The sequence below is a fragment of the Moraxella sp. K127 genome (assembly GCF_015223095.1).
GTDB lineage: Bacteria > Pseudomonadota > Gammaproteobacteria > Pseudomonadales > Moraxellaceae > Moraxella.
Window position 1 is genome coordinate 12904 of sequence record NZ_JADFBZ010000024.1, and the last position, 20355, is coordinate 33258.

General features: G+C 46.2%; 16 protein-coding genes, 2 tRNA genes and 1 pseudogene. 12 read left to right on the forward strand and 7 right to left on the reverse strand.

Going from position 1 to position 20355, the window contains the following annotated elements:
* Nucleotides 1–19 precede the first annotated feature (19 nt).
* The 5 genes and pseudogenes from IM753_RS06725 to rpmG all read left to right on the forward strand — a co-directional run bounded on the left by IM753_RS06725 (nucleotide 20) and on the right by rpmG (nucleotide 2730).
* The gene (locus tag IM753_RS06725) at nucleotides 20–1306 is read left to right on the forward strand and encodes an aspartate kinase (RefSeq protein WP_062498157.1); all 1287 of its coding nucleotides are present in this window, start codon (nucleotides 20–22) and stop codon (nucleotides 1304–1306) included.
* 156 nt (nucleotides 1307–1462) lie between these two features.
* Nucleotides 1463–1630: pseudogene (csrA, locus tag IM753_RS06730) on the forward strand (carbon storage regulator CsrA); the annotation flags it as partial.
* A 91-nt stretch (nucleotides 1631–1721) separates the two neighbouring features.
* Complete coding sequence (locus IM753_RS06735) at nucleotides 1722–2066, forward strand: HopJ type III effector protein (protein WP_062498159.1); 345 nt, start codon at nucleotides 1722–1724, stop codon at nucleotides 2064–2066.
* 251 nt (nucleotides 2067–2317) lie between these two features.
* Nucleotides 2318–2554, forward strand: coding sequence for a 50S ribosomal protein L28 (gene rpmB / locus IM753_RS06740; RefSeq protein WP_029102716.1), 237 nt, complete (start codon nucleotides 2318–2320; stop codon nucleotides 2552–2554).
* A 20-nt stretch (nucleotides 2555–2574) separates the two neighbouring features.
* Nucleotides 2575–2730, forward strand: a complete 156-nt coding sequence (rpmG, locus tag IM753_RS06745) for a 50S ribosomal protein L33 (RefSeq protein WP_003659281.1) — start codon at nucleotides 2575–2577, stop codon at nucleotides 2728–2730.
* A gap of 530 nt (nucleotides 2731–3260) precedes the next feature.
* Here the strand turns inward: rpmG and IM753_RS06750 are convergent.
* Both IM753_RS06750 and IM753_RS06755 read right to left on the reverse strand, forming a co-directional pair.
* Nucleotides 3261–3347, reverse strand: a tRNA-Leu gene (locus IM753_RS06750).
* Between the two features lie 23 nt (nucleotides 3348–3370).
* A tRNA-Cys gene (locus IM753_RS06755) sits at nucleotides 3371–3444 on the reverse strand.
* Nucleotides 3445–3984: 540 nt separating this feature from the next.
* Between IM753_RS06755 and IM753_RS06760 the strand changes: the two genes are divergently transcribed.
* The 3 genes from IM753_RS06760 (at nucleotide 3985) to IM753_RS06770 (ending at nucleotide 10416) form a co-directional block, all read left to right on the forward strand.
* Complete coding sequence (locus IM753_RS06760) at nucleotides 3985–5463, forward strand: efflux RND transporter periplasmic adaptor subunit (protein WP_065254959.1); 1479 nt, start codon at nucleotides 3985–3987, stop codon at nucleotides 5461–5463.
* 9 nt (nucleotides 5464–5472) lie between these two features.
* Nucleotides 5473–8619: an efflux RND transporter permease subunit gene (locus tag IM753_RS06765; RefSeq protein ID WP_065254960.1), complete on the forward strand. Its 3147-nt coding sequence runs from the start codon at nucleotides 5473–5475 to the stop codon at nucleotides 8617–8619.
* A gap of 75 nt (nucleotides 8620–8694) precedes the next feature.
* The gene (locus IM753_RS06770; protein WP_194092529.1) at nucleotides 8695–10416 is read left to right on the forward strand and encodes an efflux transporter outer membrane subunit; all 1722 of its coding nucleotides are present in this window, start codon (nucleotides 8695–8697) and stop codon (nucleotides 10414–10416) included.
* A gap of 298 nt (nucleotides 10417–10714) precedes the next feature.
* Here the strand turns inward: IM753_RS06770 and IM753_RS06775 are convergent, their stop codons facing one another.
* On the reverse strand, nucleotides 10715–11671 hold the full coding sequence (locus tag IM753_RS06775; protein WP_065254962.1) for a hypothetical protein: 957 nt from the start codon (nucleotides 11669–11671) through the stop codon (nucleotides 10715–10717).
* A gap of 174 nt (nucleotides 11672–11845) precedes the next feature.
* Here IM753_RS06775 and IM753_RS06780 point away from each other — a divergent pair, with 174 nt between their 5' ends.
* Together IM753_RS06780 and lolD are read left to right on the forward strand one after the other, a co-directional pair.
* Entirely contained in the window at nucleotides 11846–13084 is a 1239-nt protein-coding gene (locus IM753_RS06780) for a lipoprotein-releasing ABC transporter permease subunit (RefSeq protein WP_065254984.1), read from the forward strand.
* A gap of 9 nt (nucleotides 13085–13093) precedes the next feature.
* A complete protein-coding gene (gene lolD, locus IM753_RS06785) occupies nucleotides 13094–13774 on the forward strand; it encodes a lipoprotein-releasing ABC transporter ATP-binding protein LolD (RefSeq protein WP_065254963.1) in 681 nt (226 codons plus the stop codon).
* 84 nt (nucleotides 13775–13858) lie between these two features.
* On the opposite strand, the gene IM753_RS06790 is transcribed toward lolD, so the two are convergent.
* The 3 genes from IM753_RS06790 to IM753_RS06800 all read right to left on the reverse strand — a co-directional run bounded on the left by IM753_RS06790 (nucleotide 13859) and on the right by IM753_RS06800 (nucleotide 17668).
* Nucleotides 13859–15067 (reverse strand): alpha-hydroxy acid oxidase, encoded by a 1209-nt coding sequence (locus tag IM753_RS06790; protein WP_065254964.1) that lies wholly within the window; start codon nucleotides 15065–15067, stop codon nucleotides 13859–13861.
* Between the two features lie 103 nt (nucleotides 15068–15170).
* Nucleotides 15171–16931, reverse strand: a complete 1761-nt coding sequence (locus tag IM753_RS06795; protein WP_194108970.1) for an L-lactate permease — start codon at nucleotides 16929–16931, stop codon at nucleotides 15171–15173.
* Nucleotides 16932–17251: 320 nt separating this feature from the next.
* The gene (locus tag IM753_RS06800; protein ID WP_065254966.1) at nucleotides 17252–17668 is read right to left on the reverse strand and encodes a glutaredoxin family protein; all 417 of its coding nucleotides are present in this window, start codon (nucleotides 17666–17668) and stop codon (nucleotides 17252–17254) included.
* A gap of 167 nt (nucleotides 17669–17835) precedes the next feature.
* On the opposite strand from IM753_RS06800, the gene mtgA reads away from it, so the two are divergent.
* Nucleotides 17836–18507, forward strand: coding sequence for a monofunctional biosynthetic peptidoglycan transglycosylase (gene mtgA, locus IM753_RS06805; protein WP_227713092.1), 672 nt, complete (start codon nucleotides 17836–17838; stop codon nucleotides 18505–18507).
* Nucleotide 18508: 1 nt separating this feature from the next.
* On the opposite strand, the gene trmB is transcribed toward mtgA, so the two are convergent.
* Nucleotides 18509–19351, reverse strand: a complete 843-nt coding sequence (gene trmB / locus IM753_RS06810; protein ID WP_065254967.1) for a tRNA (guanosine(46)-N7)-methyltransferase TrmB — start codon at nucleotides 19349–19351, stop codon at nucleotides 18509–18511.
* 69 nt (nucleotides 19352–19420) lie between these two features.
* Here trmB and IM753_RS06815 point away from each other — a divergent pair, with 69 nt between their 5' ends.
* Complete coding sequence (locus tag IM753_RS06815) at nucleotides 19421–20353, forward strand: DUF2628 domain-containing protein (RefSeq protein WP_065254968.1); 933 nt, start codon at nucleotides 19421–19423, stop codon at nucleotides 20351–20353.
* The last annotated feature ends 2 nt before the right edge of the window (nucleotides 20354–20355 follow it).

The window sequence follows — 20355 nt, forward strand, 5'->3', positions numbered from 1 at the left end:
TATTTTATAAGGAAAAATTATGGCACTAATCGTACAAAAATACGGTGGTACTTCAATGGGGAATACCACCCGTATCAAAAATGTCGCCAAGCGTGTCAAACGCTGGCACGACCACGGTCATCAGGTGGTGGTGGTGGTTTCGGCAATGAGCGGAGAAACCAACCGACTCATCGGTTTGGCTCGTGAAATTTCAAACGACCCAGACCCTCGTGAATACGACCAAATGGTTGCCACAGGCGAGCAGGTGTCTATCGCTCTACTTGCCATGGCACTAAAAGACTTGGGCGTGGATGCCAAATCCATGACGGGTCGTCAAGTCGCCATTAAGACCGACACCACCCACACCAAAGCCCGCATTGAGCATATTGATGCTGATAACCTAAAACGAGAATTGGCTGACGGTAAAGTACTGATTGTGGCAGGCTTTCAAGGCGTGAACGAACACAACGACTTGACCACGCTAGGTCGTGGCGGTTCGGACACCACAGGCGTGGCAATTGCCGCTGCCATTGGGGCGGACGAATGCCAAATCTACACAGACGTGGACGGCGTATACACCACCGACCCACGAGTAACCTCAAAAGCCAAAAAGCTCTCTAAAATCACTTTTGAAGAAATGCTAGAAATGGCAAGCCTCGGCTCAAAAGTGCTACAAATCCGCTCGGTGGAATTTGCAGGCAAATACAAAGTGCCACTTCGTGTCCTATCTAGCTTTGATGAAGGTAATGACGGGGCTTTTGATGATGAATTTAAACAAACTGTCGGTACGCTGATTACCGCTGATGAAGGAGATGATATGGAACGTGCCGTAATCTCAGGCATTGCCTTTAACCGTGATGAAGCCAAAATCGTTGTGCTTGGTGTGCCAGACCGCCCTGGTATTGCATCCGCCATTTTAAGCCCGATTGGTAAAGCCAACATCGAAGTGGATATGATTATCCAAAACATGTCTGAAAATGGCGTAACCGATTTTAGCTTTACCGTGCCTCGTGGCGACTTTGACAAAGCCATGAAAATCCTAAACGAGCAAGTCAAAGACGACATTGGAGCGACTCAAGTGGTGGGAGCGAGCGATGTGGTCAAAGTCTCTATCGTGGGTGTGGGTATGCGTTCGCACGCAGGCGTGGCAAGCAAAATGTTTGAGACATTAGCGTCCGAAAACATCAACCTACAAATGATTTCAACCTCCGAAATCAAAGTATCTGTACTTATTAAAGAAGAGCATTTGGAAAAAGCGGTCAAATCACTACACACTGCCTTTGGGCTTGACCGTGAAGACGGTGAGAGTAAGGTTGCAGGGCTATAACTAGCAATTATGTAACGATTTGGTTTATTAATCATAATCATTACGTAAAAATTGCCAAAAAAAGCTGACAAGTTACCCAAGAAGTTTTATAATAACAACTTGGGTAATTTTTATTTTTTCTGCTTTTTAGCATTGTTTTTATAGCAAGGAGCTATTATGTTAATCCTAACTCGCCGTGTTGGCGAAACCCTCATGATTGGCGATGAAGTCAGCGTTACCGTGCTGGGCGTCAAAGGCAACCAAGTCCGTCTTGGTGTGAATGCCCCCAAAGACATCGCTGTTCACCGTGAAGAGATTTATCAGCGTATCCAACACGAACGCTCTATGCAAATGCACATGAGCCATCTAGAACAAGGCAACTTTGCCCCACCATCATTTGACGACGACGATTATTTTAATCGCTAATGGATGCATGATGAATCACACTGACATTTCACGGTTGTTAAATGGCATTGAGCAGGGCGGTTTGACGTTCAAAGACGTGCTTGCCTTTATTGATGCCAATTACACTTATACGCCTGTCGCCTTTCATAATGGCGAAGCGGTCAATCCTGCCGGCACTAACGAAGGCTCTGCCAAGGTGTTTAGTCTTGCCAAACTGCACGGTCTAAATCAGCTTGACACCCTAAAACTATTTGCCGAACATTATCAGGCGGTGCTAGACACACCAGACGGCACCGACCACGCCAATATCCGTAACTTTTTGCATTATGGTTGGCAAGGGTTTGGTATGCCTGTGAGTGCTTTGACTGCTCGCTAATTTTGTAAATTTGATAAAATAAGCCTGATTTTAAAATTTTACTTGAAATATGAGTGAAATTGGTGTAAAATTCGGGCTTTGATTTTTCTGTCACTTTCTATTTATTGTCGCCTTTAACAATAATGATGAAATGACATCACTAACAAGTTTAAATAATCCGCCTAGTCCATACCTAATTTTGTGGCGATTGTTTAAACGGCACAACCGATACCGCTCAATATCCGTGCCACATCGTAATATAGGAGTTCATCATGTCTCGTGTATGCCAAGTTACTGGAAAACGCCCACTAGTGGGTAATAACGTATCTCACGCTAACAACAAAACCCGCCGTCGTTTTTTGCCAAACCTACACAACCATCGTTTTTGGGTAGAATCTGAAAACCGTTTTGTGCGTCTTCGTGTATCTTCAAAAGGTATGCGTATCATTGACAAGCACGGTATTGACAAAGTGCTTGCCGATTTGCGCGCCCAAGGTCAAAAGATTTAATTTAGCAAAAGGATAATACCATGAGAGATAAAATCAAACTCGTTTCTACGGCTGGCACTGGTTATTTTTACACCACCACCAAAAACAAACGCACCATGCCTGGCAAAATGGAAATCAAAAAATTTGACCCAAAAATTCGCCAGCACGTTCTATTTAAAGAAGCAAAAATCAAATAATTTTGCTCTTTAATTTAGGGCGTGCCTACCTTTGATAACATTTTTATAAAATAAGATGAAGATTTAACGCTTTAAGCCATTTTGCATGAAAAATGGCTAAATCTTGTTTTTCATCGTCAAAAACTTGTCTGATAGAATGACTATCAGCCTACGTTTTTTCCTTGAAAAACGTGCGATTTTTCTCATTTTTCATTGCAAATACCAAAGGCAGGCACGCCCTAGAAAATCGCTTAAAACCAAATTCGACATTCGGATTTGGTTTTTTGTTTGCTGATAAAATGGGATTGTTTTAAGGTTTATGCCTAACAAACTTGATATAACCACGGATTTGTAGAGATGTGTTGAACATGCCCTTTGATGACATTACTGCACAAGGCTACACCCAAACATCATTGTGTTTATGGTAATTTTAAAGTTTATTGGGTGTATATTTTTAAATTAAAGGAGTATAGATGGAGTGAGGCGGATGTTAGATGATTTATTTGGACAAATAAAAAATCCTTAGAGAGTATCTAAGGATTTTAAATGAATGGTGCCCGGAGCCGGACTTGAACCGGCACGCTCAAAAGAGCGAGGGATTTTAAATCCCTTGTGTCTACCAATTTCACCACCCGGGCGGATTGCTAAAAGCAATCAAAAATGGAGGCTGGGGTCGGAATCGAACCGGCGTACACGGAGTTGCAGTCCGCTGCATGACCACTCTGCCACCCAGCCATATCTTAGCCAGTCAATGAGCTAAGTGGTCGCTATAATATCATGTTTTTAAAAAATTGCAAGTATTTTTTAAAAAATTTTGAAAATTTTCGTCAAAAATTTATAAAAAAACGGTTGTATTGTTCAAAACTAGCCCAAAAAATCAAGCACTTTTTTTGGTACTAAGGTCAATAAAATTCATAACTTTTGGAATAAATTAGAGTATAATAGTCAAGTTTAGCTGTTTTAAAAAAACAGGCATTTTATCCAAAATGCAATGGCTTTAGCGTTTTGTTTTTATTGATTAATCCGTGATTTGACATCAGTCTTTGGAGTGAACATTCTTAATATAGTCAAAAAAGCAAAACCCTAAAACTCTTTTTTATGATTGCTTTGGGGTGTGTCTGCCTTTGATATTTGCAATGAAAAATGCCCGTTTAAAAAGGCAGGGGAATTGTACGTTTTTCATGTAAAAATTGATTTAAAATGTTGGGTTTTACCTTATTTTTATAAAATGTTATCGATGGTAGGCACGCCCTAATATATAGTAAGCAGGTTTTTATGAAATTTAATTTACAAGTATTAACATTTTCTGTGCTTGTGGCGACCGCCGCCCTAGTGGGTTGTGGCAAAAACGACCAAGGGGCAGGCGGTGCAGGAGCGGGTGCTGCTCAGCAAATGCCCCCAGCGACCGTAGAAGTACAGACGGTATCCCTTCGGTCAATACCCGTGGTCAAGTCCTTCTCGGGGCGTGTGACAGCGGTTGAGACATCTGAGGTGCGTCCACAGGTGACGGGCATTATTGAGTCTGTTGCTTTCCAAGAGGGTAGTTATGTCAAGGCAGGACAAGAGTTGTACCGCCTAAACCGTGATAACTACATCAGTGCTGCCAACAGCAGTATCGCCGCCATTCAGACGGCGGAGGCGAGCCTAATTAGTGCCAGAGCCAGTCTTGCTGCCCAAGAGGCGACCCTTGCCCAAGCTCGGGCGGATTTGGCTCGTGTGGAGGGGTTGGTTGATATTGATGCGGTTTCAAAACAGCTCTACGACCAATACAGAACTGCCGTGAGAACCGCACAGGCAAATGTCGAGGCTGCCAAAGCCAGTGTCAATCAAGCCAATGCGTCAATCAACAGCGCCAAGGCAAATCGTGATGCCAGTCAGCTTGACATGAGTCGTACCATCATTCGGGCTCCGATTAGTGGTAAAATCGGCATATCGGCGGTCACCGCAGGGGCATTGGTCTCCGCCAGTCAAACCACGCCACTGGCGACCATCTCACGCACTGACATGGTGTATGTGGACATCAGTCAGTCATCATCAGAACTCCTAAGAATGCGTCAGCAGATGGCAAGTGGTCAAGCCAGTGAAGGCTCAACAGAAGTACAAATCGTCCTAGAAGATGGTGAGACTTATCCACTCATCGGGCGTTTGGCACTCTCAGATGCCAGCGTGGATGAGGCGACAGGGGCGGTCAAGCTAAGAGCAGTATTTCCAAACCCTGACGGGCTGCTCATCCCAGGGATGTATGTCAATGCCAACCTAGCCCAGTCAGTGGTGCATAACGCCATGCTATTGCCCCAAACCGCCATCATTCGCACACCCAAAGGCGAAACGCAGGTCTATGTGGTTAATCAAAACAAACAAATTGAAGTGCGTAATGTCAAGACCGCAGGCACGTTCCAAGGTCAATGGGTGGTGACCGATGGTCTAACCAATGGCGAGAGTGTGGTCGTGGTTGGCGGTGCCAAGGTCAAGCCCGAGCAAGCGGTTGAGACACGTCCATACTCACCAAACGGTCAAAACACCCAAGGAGCAGGTCAAGCCCCCGCCCAAGGACCTGTACAGAACCCTAACCAAGCCCCCAGCCAAGCTCCTAACGCCCAAGCACCACAACAAAGTGGAGCCAGTCAAGGACAGCAGGCACAACAAGCACAGGCACCAACAGCCCCTGCTCAAAACCCAGCACCAGTAGATGATAGTGACGAACAGGCAGAAGCCCAAGCGATGGCAGATGCTGCTGATGACGTGGCACAATAGGGGTAGGTGATGTCAAAGTATTTTATTGAGCGACCCATTTTTGCGTGGGTTATTGCTATTTTGATTATGCTGGTGGGTATCATTGCGGTACGCAGTTTGCCCATTGAGCAGTATCCACAGATTGCCCCGCCAACGGTGTCGGTCAGTGCCGTCTATCCAGGTGCTGATGCCGAAACGGTTGAAAACACCGTAACGCAGGTCATCGAACAACAGATGAAAGGTCTTGATGGACTCATGTACATGTCATCGAGTTCATCAGCCAATGGTTCGGCATCTATCACGCTGACCTTTGAAAATGGCGTAGACCCAGACACCGCACAGGTACAGGTACAAAACAAACTACAAGCAGCGACCAGCTCACTGCCTGCTGATGTACAACGTCAAGGCGTATCGGTAAACAAGTCAAGCAGTAGTTTCTTGATGGTAGCGTCTTTTATCTCAGAAGATGGTAGTATGACCCAGTCGGACATTGCCGACTACATCAATTCAAACGTGGTGGACAGTCTAAGCCGTGTCAATGGCGTGGGTTCGCTAAATGTGTTCGGCTCGCCTTATGCCATGCGGATTTGGCTAGACCCTGCCAAACTGTCATCTTACTCACTCATGCCATCGGATATTTCGGCAGCGATACAATCCCAAAACGTGCAGGTCTCAGCAGGTCAGCTTGCTAATTTGCCAACCGACCTTGACCGTCAAGTGATTAACGCCACCGTGAGTGTACAAAGCTTTTTGCAGACACCTGAAGAGTTCGGTAATATCCTAGTAAAAACCGACACGTCAGGGGCGAAAGTCTATCTGCGAGACGTGGCGGATATTGAACTAGGTTCAGAGAGTTATGCGGTAAAAACACTCTATAATGGACAAGAAGCCGCTGGTATGGGCATCATGCTCGCTTCTGGTGCTAATGCCCTGGAAGTGCGTGAAGCGGTGCAGGAGCGACTAGATGAGTTGTCACAAGGTTTCCCTGCGGGGCTTAAAATTGTCGTGCCTTATGATACCACACCGTTTGTTAAGTTATCTATCCAGCAAGTCGTCATGACCTTGTTAGAGGCGATTGTGTTGGTGTTCCTAGTCATGTTCTTATTCTTGCAGAACTGGCGTGCGACCATTATCCCAACGCTTGCCGTGCCAGTGGTTATCCTAGGAACGTTTGCGGTACTGCTGTTCTTTGGCTTTACCATTAATATCTTGACCATGTTTGCGATGGTGCTTGCCATTGGTCTGCTGGTTGATGATGCCATTGTGGTTGTTGAGAACGTGGAGCGTATCTTAGAAGAAGACCCAAATATTTCGGTCAAAGATGCGACCGTTCAGTCGATGGGCGAGATTAGTAAAGTGGTTATTGGTATCGCCCTTATCTTGTCGGTGGTCTTTGTTCCGATGATTTTCTTTGGTGGTTCATCGGGGGTGATTTATCGTCAGTTTGCCGTAACGCTTATTACCAGTATGTCACTGTCGGCAGTGATTGCACTGATTTTTACCCCTGCTTTATGTGTAACCATTTTAAAACGCCAAGCCCATAAAGACATTCACACCCAAAAAGGCTTTTTTGGTTGGTTTAACCGCTTTTTCTTTAAAGCCAGTCGTGGTTATGAGAATTTTGTTGGTAAAACCTTTAATGCCAAATGGCTCTTTGCCATTGTCTATGCAGGCGTGATTGCTGTGATGGCATTGATTTTTATGCGTTTGCCAAGCTCATTTGTGCCAGAAGAAGACCAAGGCATGCTAATGACGTTGGTGCAACTACCAGCGGGCTCAACGCTTGACCAAACCGAAGAGGTCATGGCAAAAGTGGGCGGTTATTTCCGTGAACAAGAGGCGGATAATGTAGAGTCAGTCTTTACCATTTCAGGGTTTAGCTTTGGGGCAAGTGGTCAAAACGCAGGTCTGGCATTTGTCAAATTAAAAGATTGGAGCGAGCGAACGTCCAAAGACAGCGTGGCACAGGCGATTGCAGGGCGTGCCATGGCACTAAATGTCATGATTCCAGAGGCGACACTTGTGTATCCGATTGCTCCACCTGCCATTCAAGGTTTTGGTAACGCCAGTGGTTTTGATTTACAACTCCAAGACATCGGCGGTGTGGGTCATGCCAAACTGTTAGAAGCTCGTAATATGCTACTTGGCATGTCCGCTCAAAATGAGAATGTGGTCGGTGTCCGTCCTAATGGTCAAGAAGACGCCCCCAGGCTCAAAGTCAACATCAACCAAGAACAAGCGGCTGCCTATAACCTAAATATGGCAACCGTCAATGTCACACTTGCCCAAGCCTTTGGGGGTAGCTACGTCAATGACTTCATCGATCGTGGTCGTATCAAAAAGGTCTATATGCAGGGCAGTCCTGACAGCCGTGCCACGCCTGAGGACATCAGCAAATGGCACGTGCGTAACGCTCAGGGGCAGATGATTAGCTTTGGGGCGTTCTCAGACAGCGAATGGCAGTTTGGTAGCCCCGGTTTGAACCGTTATAATGGCTTATCATCGCTGAACGTCCAAGGTGCTGCCGCCCCCGGTAAGAGTACCGGTGATGCCATGCTTGCCATGGAAGAGATGATTGCACAGCTGCCCGAGGGTATCGGCTATGAGTGGACAGGTCTGTCGCTAGAAGAGCGTAAATCAGGCGGTCAAGCATTGCCACTTTATATCATCTCTATGCTGGTGGTATTCTTATGTTTGGCGGCGTTGTATGAGAGTTGGTCGGTGCCGTTTTCGGTCATGCTGGTCATTCCACTTGGGGTGATTGGTGCGGTCATCTTTACCATGCTTCGTGGCTTTGCCAATGACGTGTACTTACAGGTGGGTCTATTGACGGTCATCGGTCTGTCCGCCAAAAACGCCATTTTGATTATTGAATTTGCCAAAGAAATCCAAGAGTCGGGCAAATCCCTAAAAGAATCGGTCATGACAGCAGCACGCATGCGACTGCGTCCGATTATCATGACATCACTTGCCTTTGGTATTGGCGTGGTGCCACTGATGATTGCCACAGGGGCAGGCTCTGGTAGCCAAAACGCTGTCGGCACGAGTGTGGTCGGTGGGGTAATCACGGCGACTTTCTTGGGCGTGTTCTTTATTCCGATGTTCTATGTGTGGGTGCGTTCGATTTTCCCATACAAATATAACAAGACAACGAATGTGGACATAAATAACGCCTAAGGCAAAGACATTGCCAAATTAGCCTGCATTGTGTATCATGACATGATTTGGGCTAATTTGGTTAAGAGAGATATTATGAAAAACAACATAAAAACATCACGTCTGTTCATGCTAAGCACACTTACCGTGTTCATGACGGCGTGTAGCACCATTCCCCAAAAATCACAAAGTGTACTGGCTCAGCCAAAAGTGCCCGTGGAGTTGCCTTATGAAGTGCTTGATGCCAACACAACCATCAGTACGCCCGAGATGCCGAGCGTGGCAGGCATGCGTTGGCAGGATTTTTATGCCGACCCCAAACTAAAAGCCTTGATTGACATGGGTCTTAACCATAACAAAGACTTACAATCTGCCATCTTAGCGGTACAAAGTGCCAGAGCTCAATATCAGATTACCAATGCCAATGCTTACCCTAATATTGGCATATCGGGCGGTGCAACTCGTGGAGCAGATGCTCGTGATAGAAATCCTAGCACCAATTATAATGTCGGGCTTGCCCTGTCAAGCTACGAGCTTGATTTGTGGGGCAAGGTTGCCAGTGCCAAAGAGGCGGCATTGCATGACTATTTGGCACAAAACTCCGCCAAAGACGCAGCTCAGATTTCTATTATCTCAGCCATCGCCCAAGGTTATGTCAATCTAAGCTATGCCCTAGCCCAAAGACAGCTTGCCCTAGAAACACTCAAAACCCGTGAGCATTCGCTGTTTATTAATAACAAGCGATTTGAGGCGGGCATTGATGCCAAATCAACAAGCCTACAAGCAGAAGCATCATTAGAGGCGGCGAAACTGGCGGTATATCAAGCTGACACTAATATTTTGAAAGCCCGCAACGGCTTGCAACTACTTATCGGTTCGCCTGTTCCTACTGAGCTGTTGCCTGATATGGGGGTAAATAACATCACCACACAGAGCCTATTTAGTACAGGTTTGCCCAGTGAACTTTTGTACTATCGCCCTGACATCGTCCAAGCCGAACATCGCTTAAAATCAGCAGGGGCAAACATCAATGTGGCTCGTGCTGCCTATTTCCCCAGCATTAGGCTGTCAAGCAACATCGGCTATGGCTCAACCGACTTGAGTGATTTATTCAAATCTGGGGCATTTAGTTGGTCGGTAGGGCCGTCTATTAGCTTACCAATCTTTGATGCAGGGTCAAGACGAGCCAATTATGAAGTGGCACAAATCGCCCAAAAAAGTGCGTTGGTATCGTATGAAAAAGCCATTCAGACCGCATTTAAAGAAGTCTCTGATGTGCTTGCCACCCGTGCCACCATGGAGCATCAGCTAAGCTCACAGTATCGCCTACAAAAAAATTATCAAGAAACCTATAACATCGCCCATGCACGTTTTCGTTCAGGGCTTGATAATTATCTTAATGTGCTAGATGCCGAGCGTTCACTGTTTGCCAACCAGCAAAGCATTTTAAATTTAGAGTTGCAAAAAATCCTAAGTCAGATTGAGCTGTATCAAGTGCTGGGCGGGGGAGCGACACTCTCGGCTGAGCAGATTACAAGCTTTAATAAACAGCGTGCAGCCATGCAGACCGCCAGTATTGCCACTGACGAGCAGATGGCAAGTGTACGCATCAAAGAGATAAGTGCAGTCAGCAGCCCAGAGCTTGTACAGCCTGAGCCTAATAACATCAGCGTGGTAGAGCCATCGAATGTCGATGGTGTGGCAACAAAGCTTGCCACAACCAATGATACACAGGCGACCACCATGCCTGCCACTGGCTCATCAACAACTGCCATCACACCTGCCGATGAGAGTGAACCTGTGCAAGTAACCCCTTGATTTAACCATCAAAAAGTCCGCAATCTGTGTTAGGTTGCGGACTTTTGTTTTGTCATAAAGTAAGCAATGGAATGAGAAATGTTATTAAAAGATGCTGTTTAAACATGGCTTTTAGGGCATGCCCGCTTACGTTTTTTCCTTGAAAAACGTGCGATTTTTCTCATTTTTCATTGCAAATACCAAAGGTAGGCACACCCTAAATTTTCATTTTATTTCAAAAAATGTTATCAATGGTAGGCACATCCTAAGATATGAAGTGGAATGGATTGCAATTTATACACCAAAATCGCTGGCGTGATTACTTTTGTTGGTTGTCAGCGTAGATTGCCACTTGTAGCCAGATGTTTGCTTGAATGTAGTCTTGTGCTTGAATCTGGCTGTTTTGTTCGTTGCTGACGGCAGCGATACGCACCACAAAGGCTTCGGCATTATGCTCACGCAAAATCGCCACATCAAAGAGTGTGATGGGCACGCCAAAAAATTCGGTGTAACTGATGCCTAATACCTGTCCTTGGCACCACGCTTCATCTTCTTGCCCAAAGGTGTCGCCAAACAGATAAATACAGCTTTCCCCGAAGTTAATCTCTACAGGGGCAAGGGGTGTGTTTTCATCACCGTCTTTGGGCGTCCATGTTTTTATTTGTTCATCAATGTCATCAGGCACCACGCCGCCATTATCTGCCACGATGTCATTAAAGGCACGATGATAACGAATGGCTTTGGGATTTTTGACCAATAGCGTCTCATCTTTGTTGCTTGGCTCAATGTTGTACGCCCATGCACTAAAATTAGCAAAGTAGTTTTTTGGGGTTTTGTACTCATGGCGGTTGATGGCGTAGAGTTGGTCAAAGGCATAGACGGTTGTGCCATCAGCGGTTCTAAGGCGTAAAATGGCATCAGCGGTACGTTCACAGCGAATCACTCGCTCAATCTGACAGTGCACCCCATAAGGGCTGTGTACCGCAGGGTAGGCGTTGATAAAGGCGGTGGGCTTGCCGTTGTCCATGGCAAGGATTTGCTTGATATGACAAGGGGTGTCCTGCCCAAGCAAAAGGGTCTTATGGTCGGTACGCCCCACGGTCAAACCAATGGGTAAAGTGGCGGTCTCCAACATGGCTTGGAGCCAATCTGGCACGTCATCGGCAATGTTATTGGTTAAAATTGCCCAATGGTCGCCATGCCCTGCATTTTTGTCACAAGGCAAGTCTATCTTTTGGGGTGGTACTTCATGTTTATAGTCGTAGTGAATGCTCATGGGTGTTCCCTATGGATAAATATGTCATCTTTAATAAGGGAGAATTTTAAAAAATCAAGTCATCTTATCTGGCTGATTTTCATAAAATTTTATCATCATAAATGACAAAATCCCCAAAAGCACGCCAAAATGGTGTAAACTATGGCGTCAAATTTTAAAAGGCAATTCCTATTTATGTTTCGTCCCCTTGCTTTATTTATCGGACTAAGATACACCCGAGCCGAGCGTAAAAACGGCTTTATCTCCTTTATCTCGCTCATCTCAATGATTGGGCTGACCCTTGGCGTGGCGGTACTCATCACGGTTTTATCGGTGATGAATGGCTTTGATAGAGAGTTAAAAACCCGCATTTTGGGCATGGTGTCACAGGCAAATGTCAGCTCTTATGAGATCATGCCTGATTGGCAAACACTTGCCAAAAAGATTGAAGAGAATGACAAAAATGTCGTGGCAACTGCTCCGTTTATTGGATTGCAAGGCATGCTGACCGCTCATGGACAGGTGGCGGGCATTATGGTAACAGGCATTGAGCCTGAGCATGAGACGAAGGTCTCCATCATTGGCGAGCATATGGTGCAAGGCGACATCCATGCCCTAAAAGCGGGCGAATTTGGCATTGTGCTGGGTGAGAGCATGGTGCGTTCTATGGGGCTTACCATGGGGGATAAGATCACGTTGGTGCTGCCCGAAGCATCGGTATCGGCGGCGGGTGTCGTCCCTAGATTTAAGCGGTTTACCTTGGTGGGTATGTTTAATATCAGTCAAGAGATAGACAATCACATGGCATATGTTGCCATGCGTGATGCAGGCGTGCTACTGCGTTTGCCCGAAGGAGCTCAGGGCATTCGCCTAAAAATGAATGATATTTTTAAAGCCCCCCAAGCAGCAGTCAAAGCCCAAAATGTCGCCCCTGAGCGTCTGATGGCAGATGATTGGACAAGTACGCATGGCAATCTGTTCTCTGCCATTCAAATGGAAAAAGCGATGATTGGGCTGTTGCTGTTTTTGATTGTGGTGATTGCATCTTTTAATATCGTATCCAGCCTTGTCATGCTTGTGACGGACAAAAAATCAGACATTGCCATCTTAAAGACCTTTGGGGCAAGTCCTAAGCTCATCATGCAGGTCTTTATGGTGCAGGGCATGATTATCGGGGTCATCGGTACGGTGGCAGGGACGATTTTGGGCGTGACTTTTACGCTGACCGTCAGTCAGTTGCTGGGCTTTATTAATAATGTGTTTGGTCTGCACTTGTTTGATGCGTATTTTGTCAATTATCTGCCAACGCACATTAAGGTAACGGATATTTTATTAATCACGTCGTCGTCATTTTTATTGTCATTTATCATGACCATTTATCCTGCCTTAAAAGCAGCAAAAATCCAGCCTGCCCAAACTTTGCGTTATGAATAAGGGGGTGACATGAGTATTATTTTACAGGCAAAAAACATCAGTAAAATCTATGATGAAGGTAAAATTCAAACGTCCGTGCTGACAGGGCTTGATTTAACTGTTCATCAAGGCGAACGTGTCGCCATCGTCGGTAGTAGTGGTTCGGGCAAAAGTACACTCTTGCACTTACTGGGGGGCTTGGATATACCGACCACAGGCGAAGTGTGGCTCAAAGGCGTGTGCCTAAATCATTTGAGTGAGACGGCACGTGGGCACATGCGTAATGAGCATTTGGGCTTTATTTATCAGTTTCATCATCTGCTGGCAGAGTTTAATGCCACCGAAAATGTCGCCATGCCCCTGCTCATGCGTGCTGATGTGAGCATTAATGAAGCGACAGACAGGGCAAATGAGCTACTTGACCGTGTTGGCTTGTCACACCGTACCCATCACCGCCCAAGCGAGTTGTCAGGTGGTGAACGTCAGCGTGTGGCAATCGCTCGGGCATTGGTAACACGCCCGAGTTTGGTGTTGGCTGATGAGCCAACGGGCAACCTAGATGATGATAATGCTTTGGCGGTGTTTGAGCTACTCTCAGAGCTACAAGACACGCTTGGCATGGCACTACTCATGGTCACGCATGACAGAGCATTGGCGGCACGAGCTGATAGAGTGCTACACATGAAAAGTGGGACGTGGGCGGAGTTTTGATGGATGATTGAATGGACTGCATGGGCTTGTCATAGGGAAGTGCATCAGCAAAAAAACCACGTCCTAAGACGTGGTTTTGTGTTTTTACCAACGAATTGGCGTAACGTGTGGGTTGCTGGCTTTGAGATTTTCATAAGTGCCTTTGACAAAGATGTCTTCATTGACGGTGCTGATGTTGGTATGACCGCAGAACGCCATTGTGATGTCGCACTCTTTGTAGATAATCTCTAAGGCACGGCGAACGCCATCTTCGCCATACGCCCCCAGACCATATAGGAACGAGCGACCTATCATCGTGCCTTTTGCTCCTAGTGCGATGGCTTTTAGCACGTCTTGACCTGAGCGGATACCACTGTCTAGCCAGATTTCGCATTTTGAGTTTTCTGCTTGTACCGCTTGCACACAGTCGGCAAGACTGGCGATGGAGCTTGGGGCTCCGTCTAGCTGACGACCACCGTGGTTGGAGATGACCATCGCATCCGCCCCTGATTTGGCGGCCAAAATGGCATCTTCGGGTTCCATAATGCCCTTGATGATAAGCGGCCCGCCCCATAACTCTTTGATGCGAGCGACATCATCCCAGTTAAGACGAGGGTCAAACTGCTCTGCTGTCCATGATGATAGGCTAGATAAGTCGCCCACACCCTCGGCATGACCGACAATATTACGAAATGTATGGCGTTTGGTGCCAAGCATATTAAAGCACCATTCAGGCTTAGTCATCAGATTGATGATGTTGGTCAGGGTTGGTTTGGGCGGTGCAGACAGTCCGTTTTTGATGTCTTTGTGGCGTTGTCCCAGTACTTGCAAATCAGCAGTTAGGATAAGGGCAGAGCATTTGGCTTGTTTGGCACGGTGGATGAGATTTTCCATGAATTTCTTATCACGCATGACATACAGCTGAAACCAAAACGGCTTCGTGGTATTCTCTGCCACATCTTCAATAGAGCAGATGCTCATGGTTGAGAGCGAAAAAGGAATGCCAAATTTTTCAGCGGCACGAGCAGCATGAATCTCGCCATCAGCCCACATCATGCCTGTAAAGCCAGTTGGGGCGATTGCCACAGGCATATGCACATCTTGCCCTATCATCTGAGTGGCAAGCGAGCGACCTTCCATATCCACCAGTACTCGCTGGCGTAGCTTAATGCGGTCAAAGTCGGTCTCGTTGTTGCGATAAGTGGTCTGAGTCCACGAACCACTGTCCACATAGTCATAAAACATGCGTGGTACTTTACGCTCAGCAATGCGACGCAGGTCTTCAATTTCGGTGATTTTGCTTAAATCTGCCATAAAACAGCCTTAGTTTTAAAGTTTTAAAGGTGGGTATATTTTACAATACTTTATAAAAAATAACAAAAGGGATTATCAAAATCCCTTTTGTTTGTGGTGAGTATCAGACTCGCTCACTCTTTTTGCTAATAACAGTCATGATGACAAAGAAAGTCGTCGCCCATAATGCTGCTGCTATCCACCATATGGGGTTAAAGATGAACGCCATGCCTACCAAACCCCCTTGCACCACATAATAACTCATGGCGATGAGCGTCTTACGAATGACCAAACCCTCACGGTTTACCAGTCCAACCACCGCACAGGCAGCAACGACGTTATGCACACTGATCATGTTGCCAGCTGCACCGCCTACTGCTTGCAGAGAAACTACTTTGGCGGCATCCATGACATCTAAGTTGATTTGAGTGGCAGTGCTCCACTGAAAATGACTAAACATCATGTTAGAGACGGTGTTAGACCCTGCAATAAATGCCCCCAACGCCCCAATCCACGGAGCAAACAGTGGCCATGCCCCTGCAAACATGTCCGCCGCCCCTGCTGCCAGTACATTTGGCATGGATACAATTGGCTTGACAGCATCAGCAGGTGCACCAGAGTTAATAAATACTTGCACCATCGGAATGGAGAACAGTAGGGCAGGAGCGGCAGCTATCATGGTTTTGCCTGAGGCTGACCAGCTTTTTTTGATGGTATCGCCTTTCATGCCAAACAAAAAGATACAGATGATAGAGACAAGCAGTAGCACCGTTGCAGGTGAGTACAAAAGCTGTGTTTTATTGGTGATGTTAGTCTCTAAGATATTACTAAACGTAATGACGGCATTGCTGCTTAACCAGTCTTTTAATGGCTTGATGGTACGAGTGGCAATCAAGATGCAGATGACCAATAAATAAGGAGAGAATGCTTTGACAATGGAAAATTTGGCTTTTTCATTCACATCAACATTGGTGGTTGCCAGTGTGCCTTTCCAATCTTCTTCCCATGTATCACGGCTTTCAAAATCAAAGGTGTTTTTTGGGGTCAAAAAACCCATTTTGGCAGCTGGTACGACGATACCAAGACCGACCACCGCCCCAACCAAAGAGGGCAGTTCTGGACCGACAAATTTGGCAGTCAAGTAGTAAGGAATGACAAAACAAAGACCTGCAAATATAGCAAAAGGAGCGGCTTCAAAGCCTTGACGGAACGAGCGTTTTGCCCCAAAGAATTTGGTTAAAAAACAGCACAGAATTAATGGAATTAAAAAACCCACAACCGAGTGTACAAATGCAACATTTGCCCCAATCTGTACGATATAATCGCCAAAGGCGATGCCTTGCTGACCAATGGTAGCACTTACATCATCTTTGTTTTCAAGACCTGAGTTCACACCAATGAGAATGGGTGTACCGACCGCACCATAGGAGACAGGAGCGGATTGAATGATGAGAATCGCCATGACGCATGCCATTGCAGGAAAGCCGAGTGCCAGCAGTAAGGGAGCACCGACCGCCGATGGCGTACCCCAACCTGTTGAACCTTCAATGAGCGAACCAAACAGCCATGCCACGATAATCATTTGTACACGGCGGTCAGGCGAGATGCCCATAAAACCTTGACGAATGGCAACGATTGCTCCGCTCTCTTTTAGGGTGTTAAGCAGCAACACCGCTGTAAAGACAATAAATAGCACATTGACAGCGGTCAGTACGCCATGAATGGTTGCAGCGGCAACCTGACTGCCAGAGGTCTGCCATACAAACAATGACAGCAAGGCGGTTGCAAAATATGCCACAGGCATGGCAATTTTGGCAGGCAATCGCATGACGACCAATAAGATAAAAACAATTAAAATTGGTAATAGTGCCAAAAAGATTAGCATATACACTCCTTTGTCTAATATAAAAACCGTACGCCCATCTGTATTGTGACTTCAGTATTTGAAATGGCATTTATTGTTGGGTCATACAAAAAACAATGGTTTACAATGTCATTTTGGCATCACAAAGCCCTGTTTTGATAAAATTTAACAAAAGCCACAATATAAAAATGGTTATTTACAATAAATCTCATTAACAACTAATGAGTGAGATGCTATTTTACTCAAAAACTTATTAAAAATAAATAACTGATTTTTAAAAATAATAAAATTTTATTGTTTTTTGTGATTTAAAAAACTAATAAAAATGAAAATGTGTCTATTTATTTGATGTGTTTGTGGTGATGATTTGGCAAAAGATGAATGACATCCATGACACCAAACGGATAGCACAGCAGGTGGGTGGGAGTGATAAGAATGGGGATGAGCGTGCCTAGATGGTCAATTAACTCTTCGCTGCCGGCTAGGTCAAGCACATGAATGGCAGGCATGTGTGGGTTCATGGCTTGGGCTTGGGTCAGTAGAGCGTGGCTGGCGTGGCACAGATGACAACCGTCCGTGCCTAAAAGATACCAATCTGTGGCAGGGTTGGATGTGTGGATGAGCTGACTGTCCGAACCTGCAAATGTCGCCAATAGTAGGGTATGGAATGTGCGGTATTCGTTATGGTCTAGGCAAGTCAGGGCAAAGCGGTCATCTGTTAAGTTTTGTAAGTATTTGATAAAATTAATATTATTCATAAAAAATAATGCCCTGTGGCAAAAAATCGTGTAAAATAGGGCGTTTATTATAGCAAATACGCCCCAAGTTTATCTTATTAGTTTATTTTATGTTTAAAAAAACCACAAATACGCCATCTCAGCCCAGTCCCGACCCACAAACTCCGCCCAAACCCAAAAGACGGGGACTGGTGGCATGGCTGTGGCGATGGGTGATAGCTCCGCTATTGGTGTTGGTCATCAGCTTTCATCTGCTCATTGCTGCCATGCTGGGTGTGTGGAAAGTCGCCCCTGTCGGTAACTCCATGTTTATGGTCGCTCATCGCCTATCGGGGGGCGAGGTTACACAGGTATGGGTGGATTATGATAATATCGCCAAAGCGGTCAAACAGGCGGCGGTGGCGAGTGAAGACGCCAAATTTGCCACGCATAATGGCTTTGACATGGACGGTATTGAGCGTGCCATTAGGGCAAACGAAGCAGGCGGGGCGGTGTCAATGGGTGGCTCGACCATCAGCCAACAGCTTGCCAAAAATTTGTTTTTGACATCGCACCGCTCTTACATTCGTAAGGGTGAGGAGGCGATTATTACGGTGATAATGGAGGGTATGTGGGATAAACAGCGGATTTTGGAAGTGTATCTGAACGTGGCGGAATTTGGCGAGGGCATTTATGGCATTGAGGCGGCGGCTCGGCATTATTATGGCAAATCTGCCAAAAACCTAAGCCGTGAGCAGTCGGCACTACTCATCAGCATGCTCCCCAATCCCAAATATTACCAAAAAAATCTCAATAACCGTCGCCTACAAAACAAAAAGCGGATTATCATGAAGCGTATGCCCAGTGCGGTATTGCCTTAGCTTACACCTTTTTATACAGCAAATCCCAAGACGCACGCCCATAGTCTGCTCCACGTTTTTCAAATTTGGTGGCAGGGCGAAAGTCGGGACGTGGCGAAAAGTTGCCATGTCCTGCCATGTTTTCAAATTGGCTCATATTATCCAAAACTTCAAGCATCCATAGGGCATAATGCTCCCAATCGGTCGCACTGTGAAAAATTCCGCCTGTTTTTAATTTGTCCGCCACTAAGGTCATGCGTTCTGTGGTAACAAAACGGCGTTTATAGTGTCGTTTTTTTTGCCAAGGGTCAGGAAAGTAGAGTTGTACGGTATCTAAATGTTCATCTGGTAGGTTATTTAACAAGGCAATCGCATCGCCATTTAGCACCTTTAAATTGGTCAGTCCCAATTCATGAGATAAGTAAGCAGTACGCCCAATCCCTGGTTCGTGAACTTCTATACCGGCAAAGTTACGAGCTGGCTCGACTTGTGCCATTTCTACCAAGCTGTCGCCCATGCCAAAGCCGATTTCTAGGGTCAAGGGGGCGTTCTCGCCATTTGGTGTGTCTTTAAAAAATGCCCGCAAATCGGTGATGTTGGACACATCGCCCAATTTGCCCAAATCCTTACCGTGATTGATGATGTACGGAGCAAAGGCGGGGTCGGTCAAGGCTTGTTCGGCATACTGGCTTAGGTGCGTTCGCCGTCTCATAAAGGTGGCGATGGCGTGGCTATACTCGGTCGGTGTGCGAGATAAGTTTTGGATTTCTTGGCTGATGGTATCCCGAGAGATGTCAGGGGTTTGGCGGTCGCCCCCAACAGGGGCAAGGGGGGCTTTTGGGGTGGATTGGTCTGGGTTAGTCATGGTATATTATCTAAAAAAGGCGTAAAATAGTGCCTATTATAAAGCATTCATCGGTTAAGTACAAAATTTATGTTTCGTTTGCCATTTTTAGAAGACACGACCCCGCCCCCATTTTATTTGCCCCACTTATCCGACAAAGAGCGGATACAGCTTGATAAATGGTTCATTGGCACACGCTCGCAAAGCTATTATTTAAAGCGATTTGAGCAATTTGACAAGGCAGGCAAACTGCACGCCCGTTGGAATTGGTCGGCGTTTTTCACCACGTTTGGCTGGTTGTTATACCGCAAGCGTTATCTGGACTGTGTGGTGTATTGTGTGGCAGGGTGGTCGTTCATTAAGCTCAACATCGTCATTATTTTGGCGGTGTGTGAGTTTTTATTTGTGGGTAAACTGCCCGATGACTATCAGATGTACACACGGCTCATGATAGCTGGGGCGGTGTGGCTGTTTTGGTCGAGCATGGTGGCACGCTGGGCGGACGCGTATTATTATCGCATGGCACGGCGTGAGATTGCCGATGTGGTGGAGTTGTATCCTGCTGACAAAGACGCCCAAAAGGCATATTTGGCAGAGCATGGCGGGGTTAGTGTGGTGGGGCTTGGCGTGGCGTTTGCCATGTTTGGGACGTTGCTTGCGATCATTGTATTACAATTTGTGCCGATTATCGCCATTCAAAAAGAGCAGGCAGTGATTTTTGAGAGTTATCGCAGTACCAATGCCATTGCCAAGCGAGTGGAGCTCATCTATGAGCAAACAGGTAACTGCCCTGTGGGTCTGCCTGTTACTACCGACAACCAAAGGGTGAGCGTGGAAGTGGTGGCAAGCCTGCCCTATGCCAAGACCGATTGTGCGGTGGTGGCAACGGTGTCAGGGGCGAGTTATCCGGTGCGGTATTTAAACGGTCGGCATTTGGCGATTTATCATCAAATAGATGATAAGGTGTGGCGGTGTCAGACATCACTGAACAAAAAACAAACACCAAAACGTTGTGTGGGGTAGTT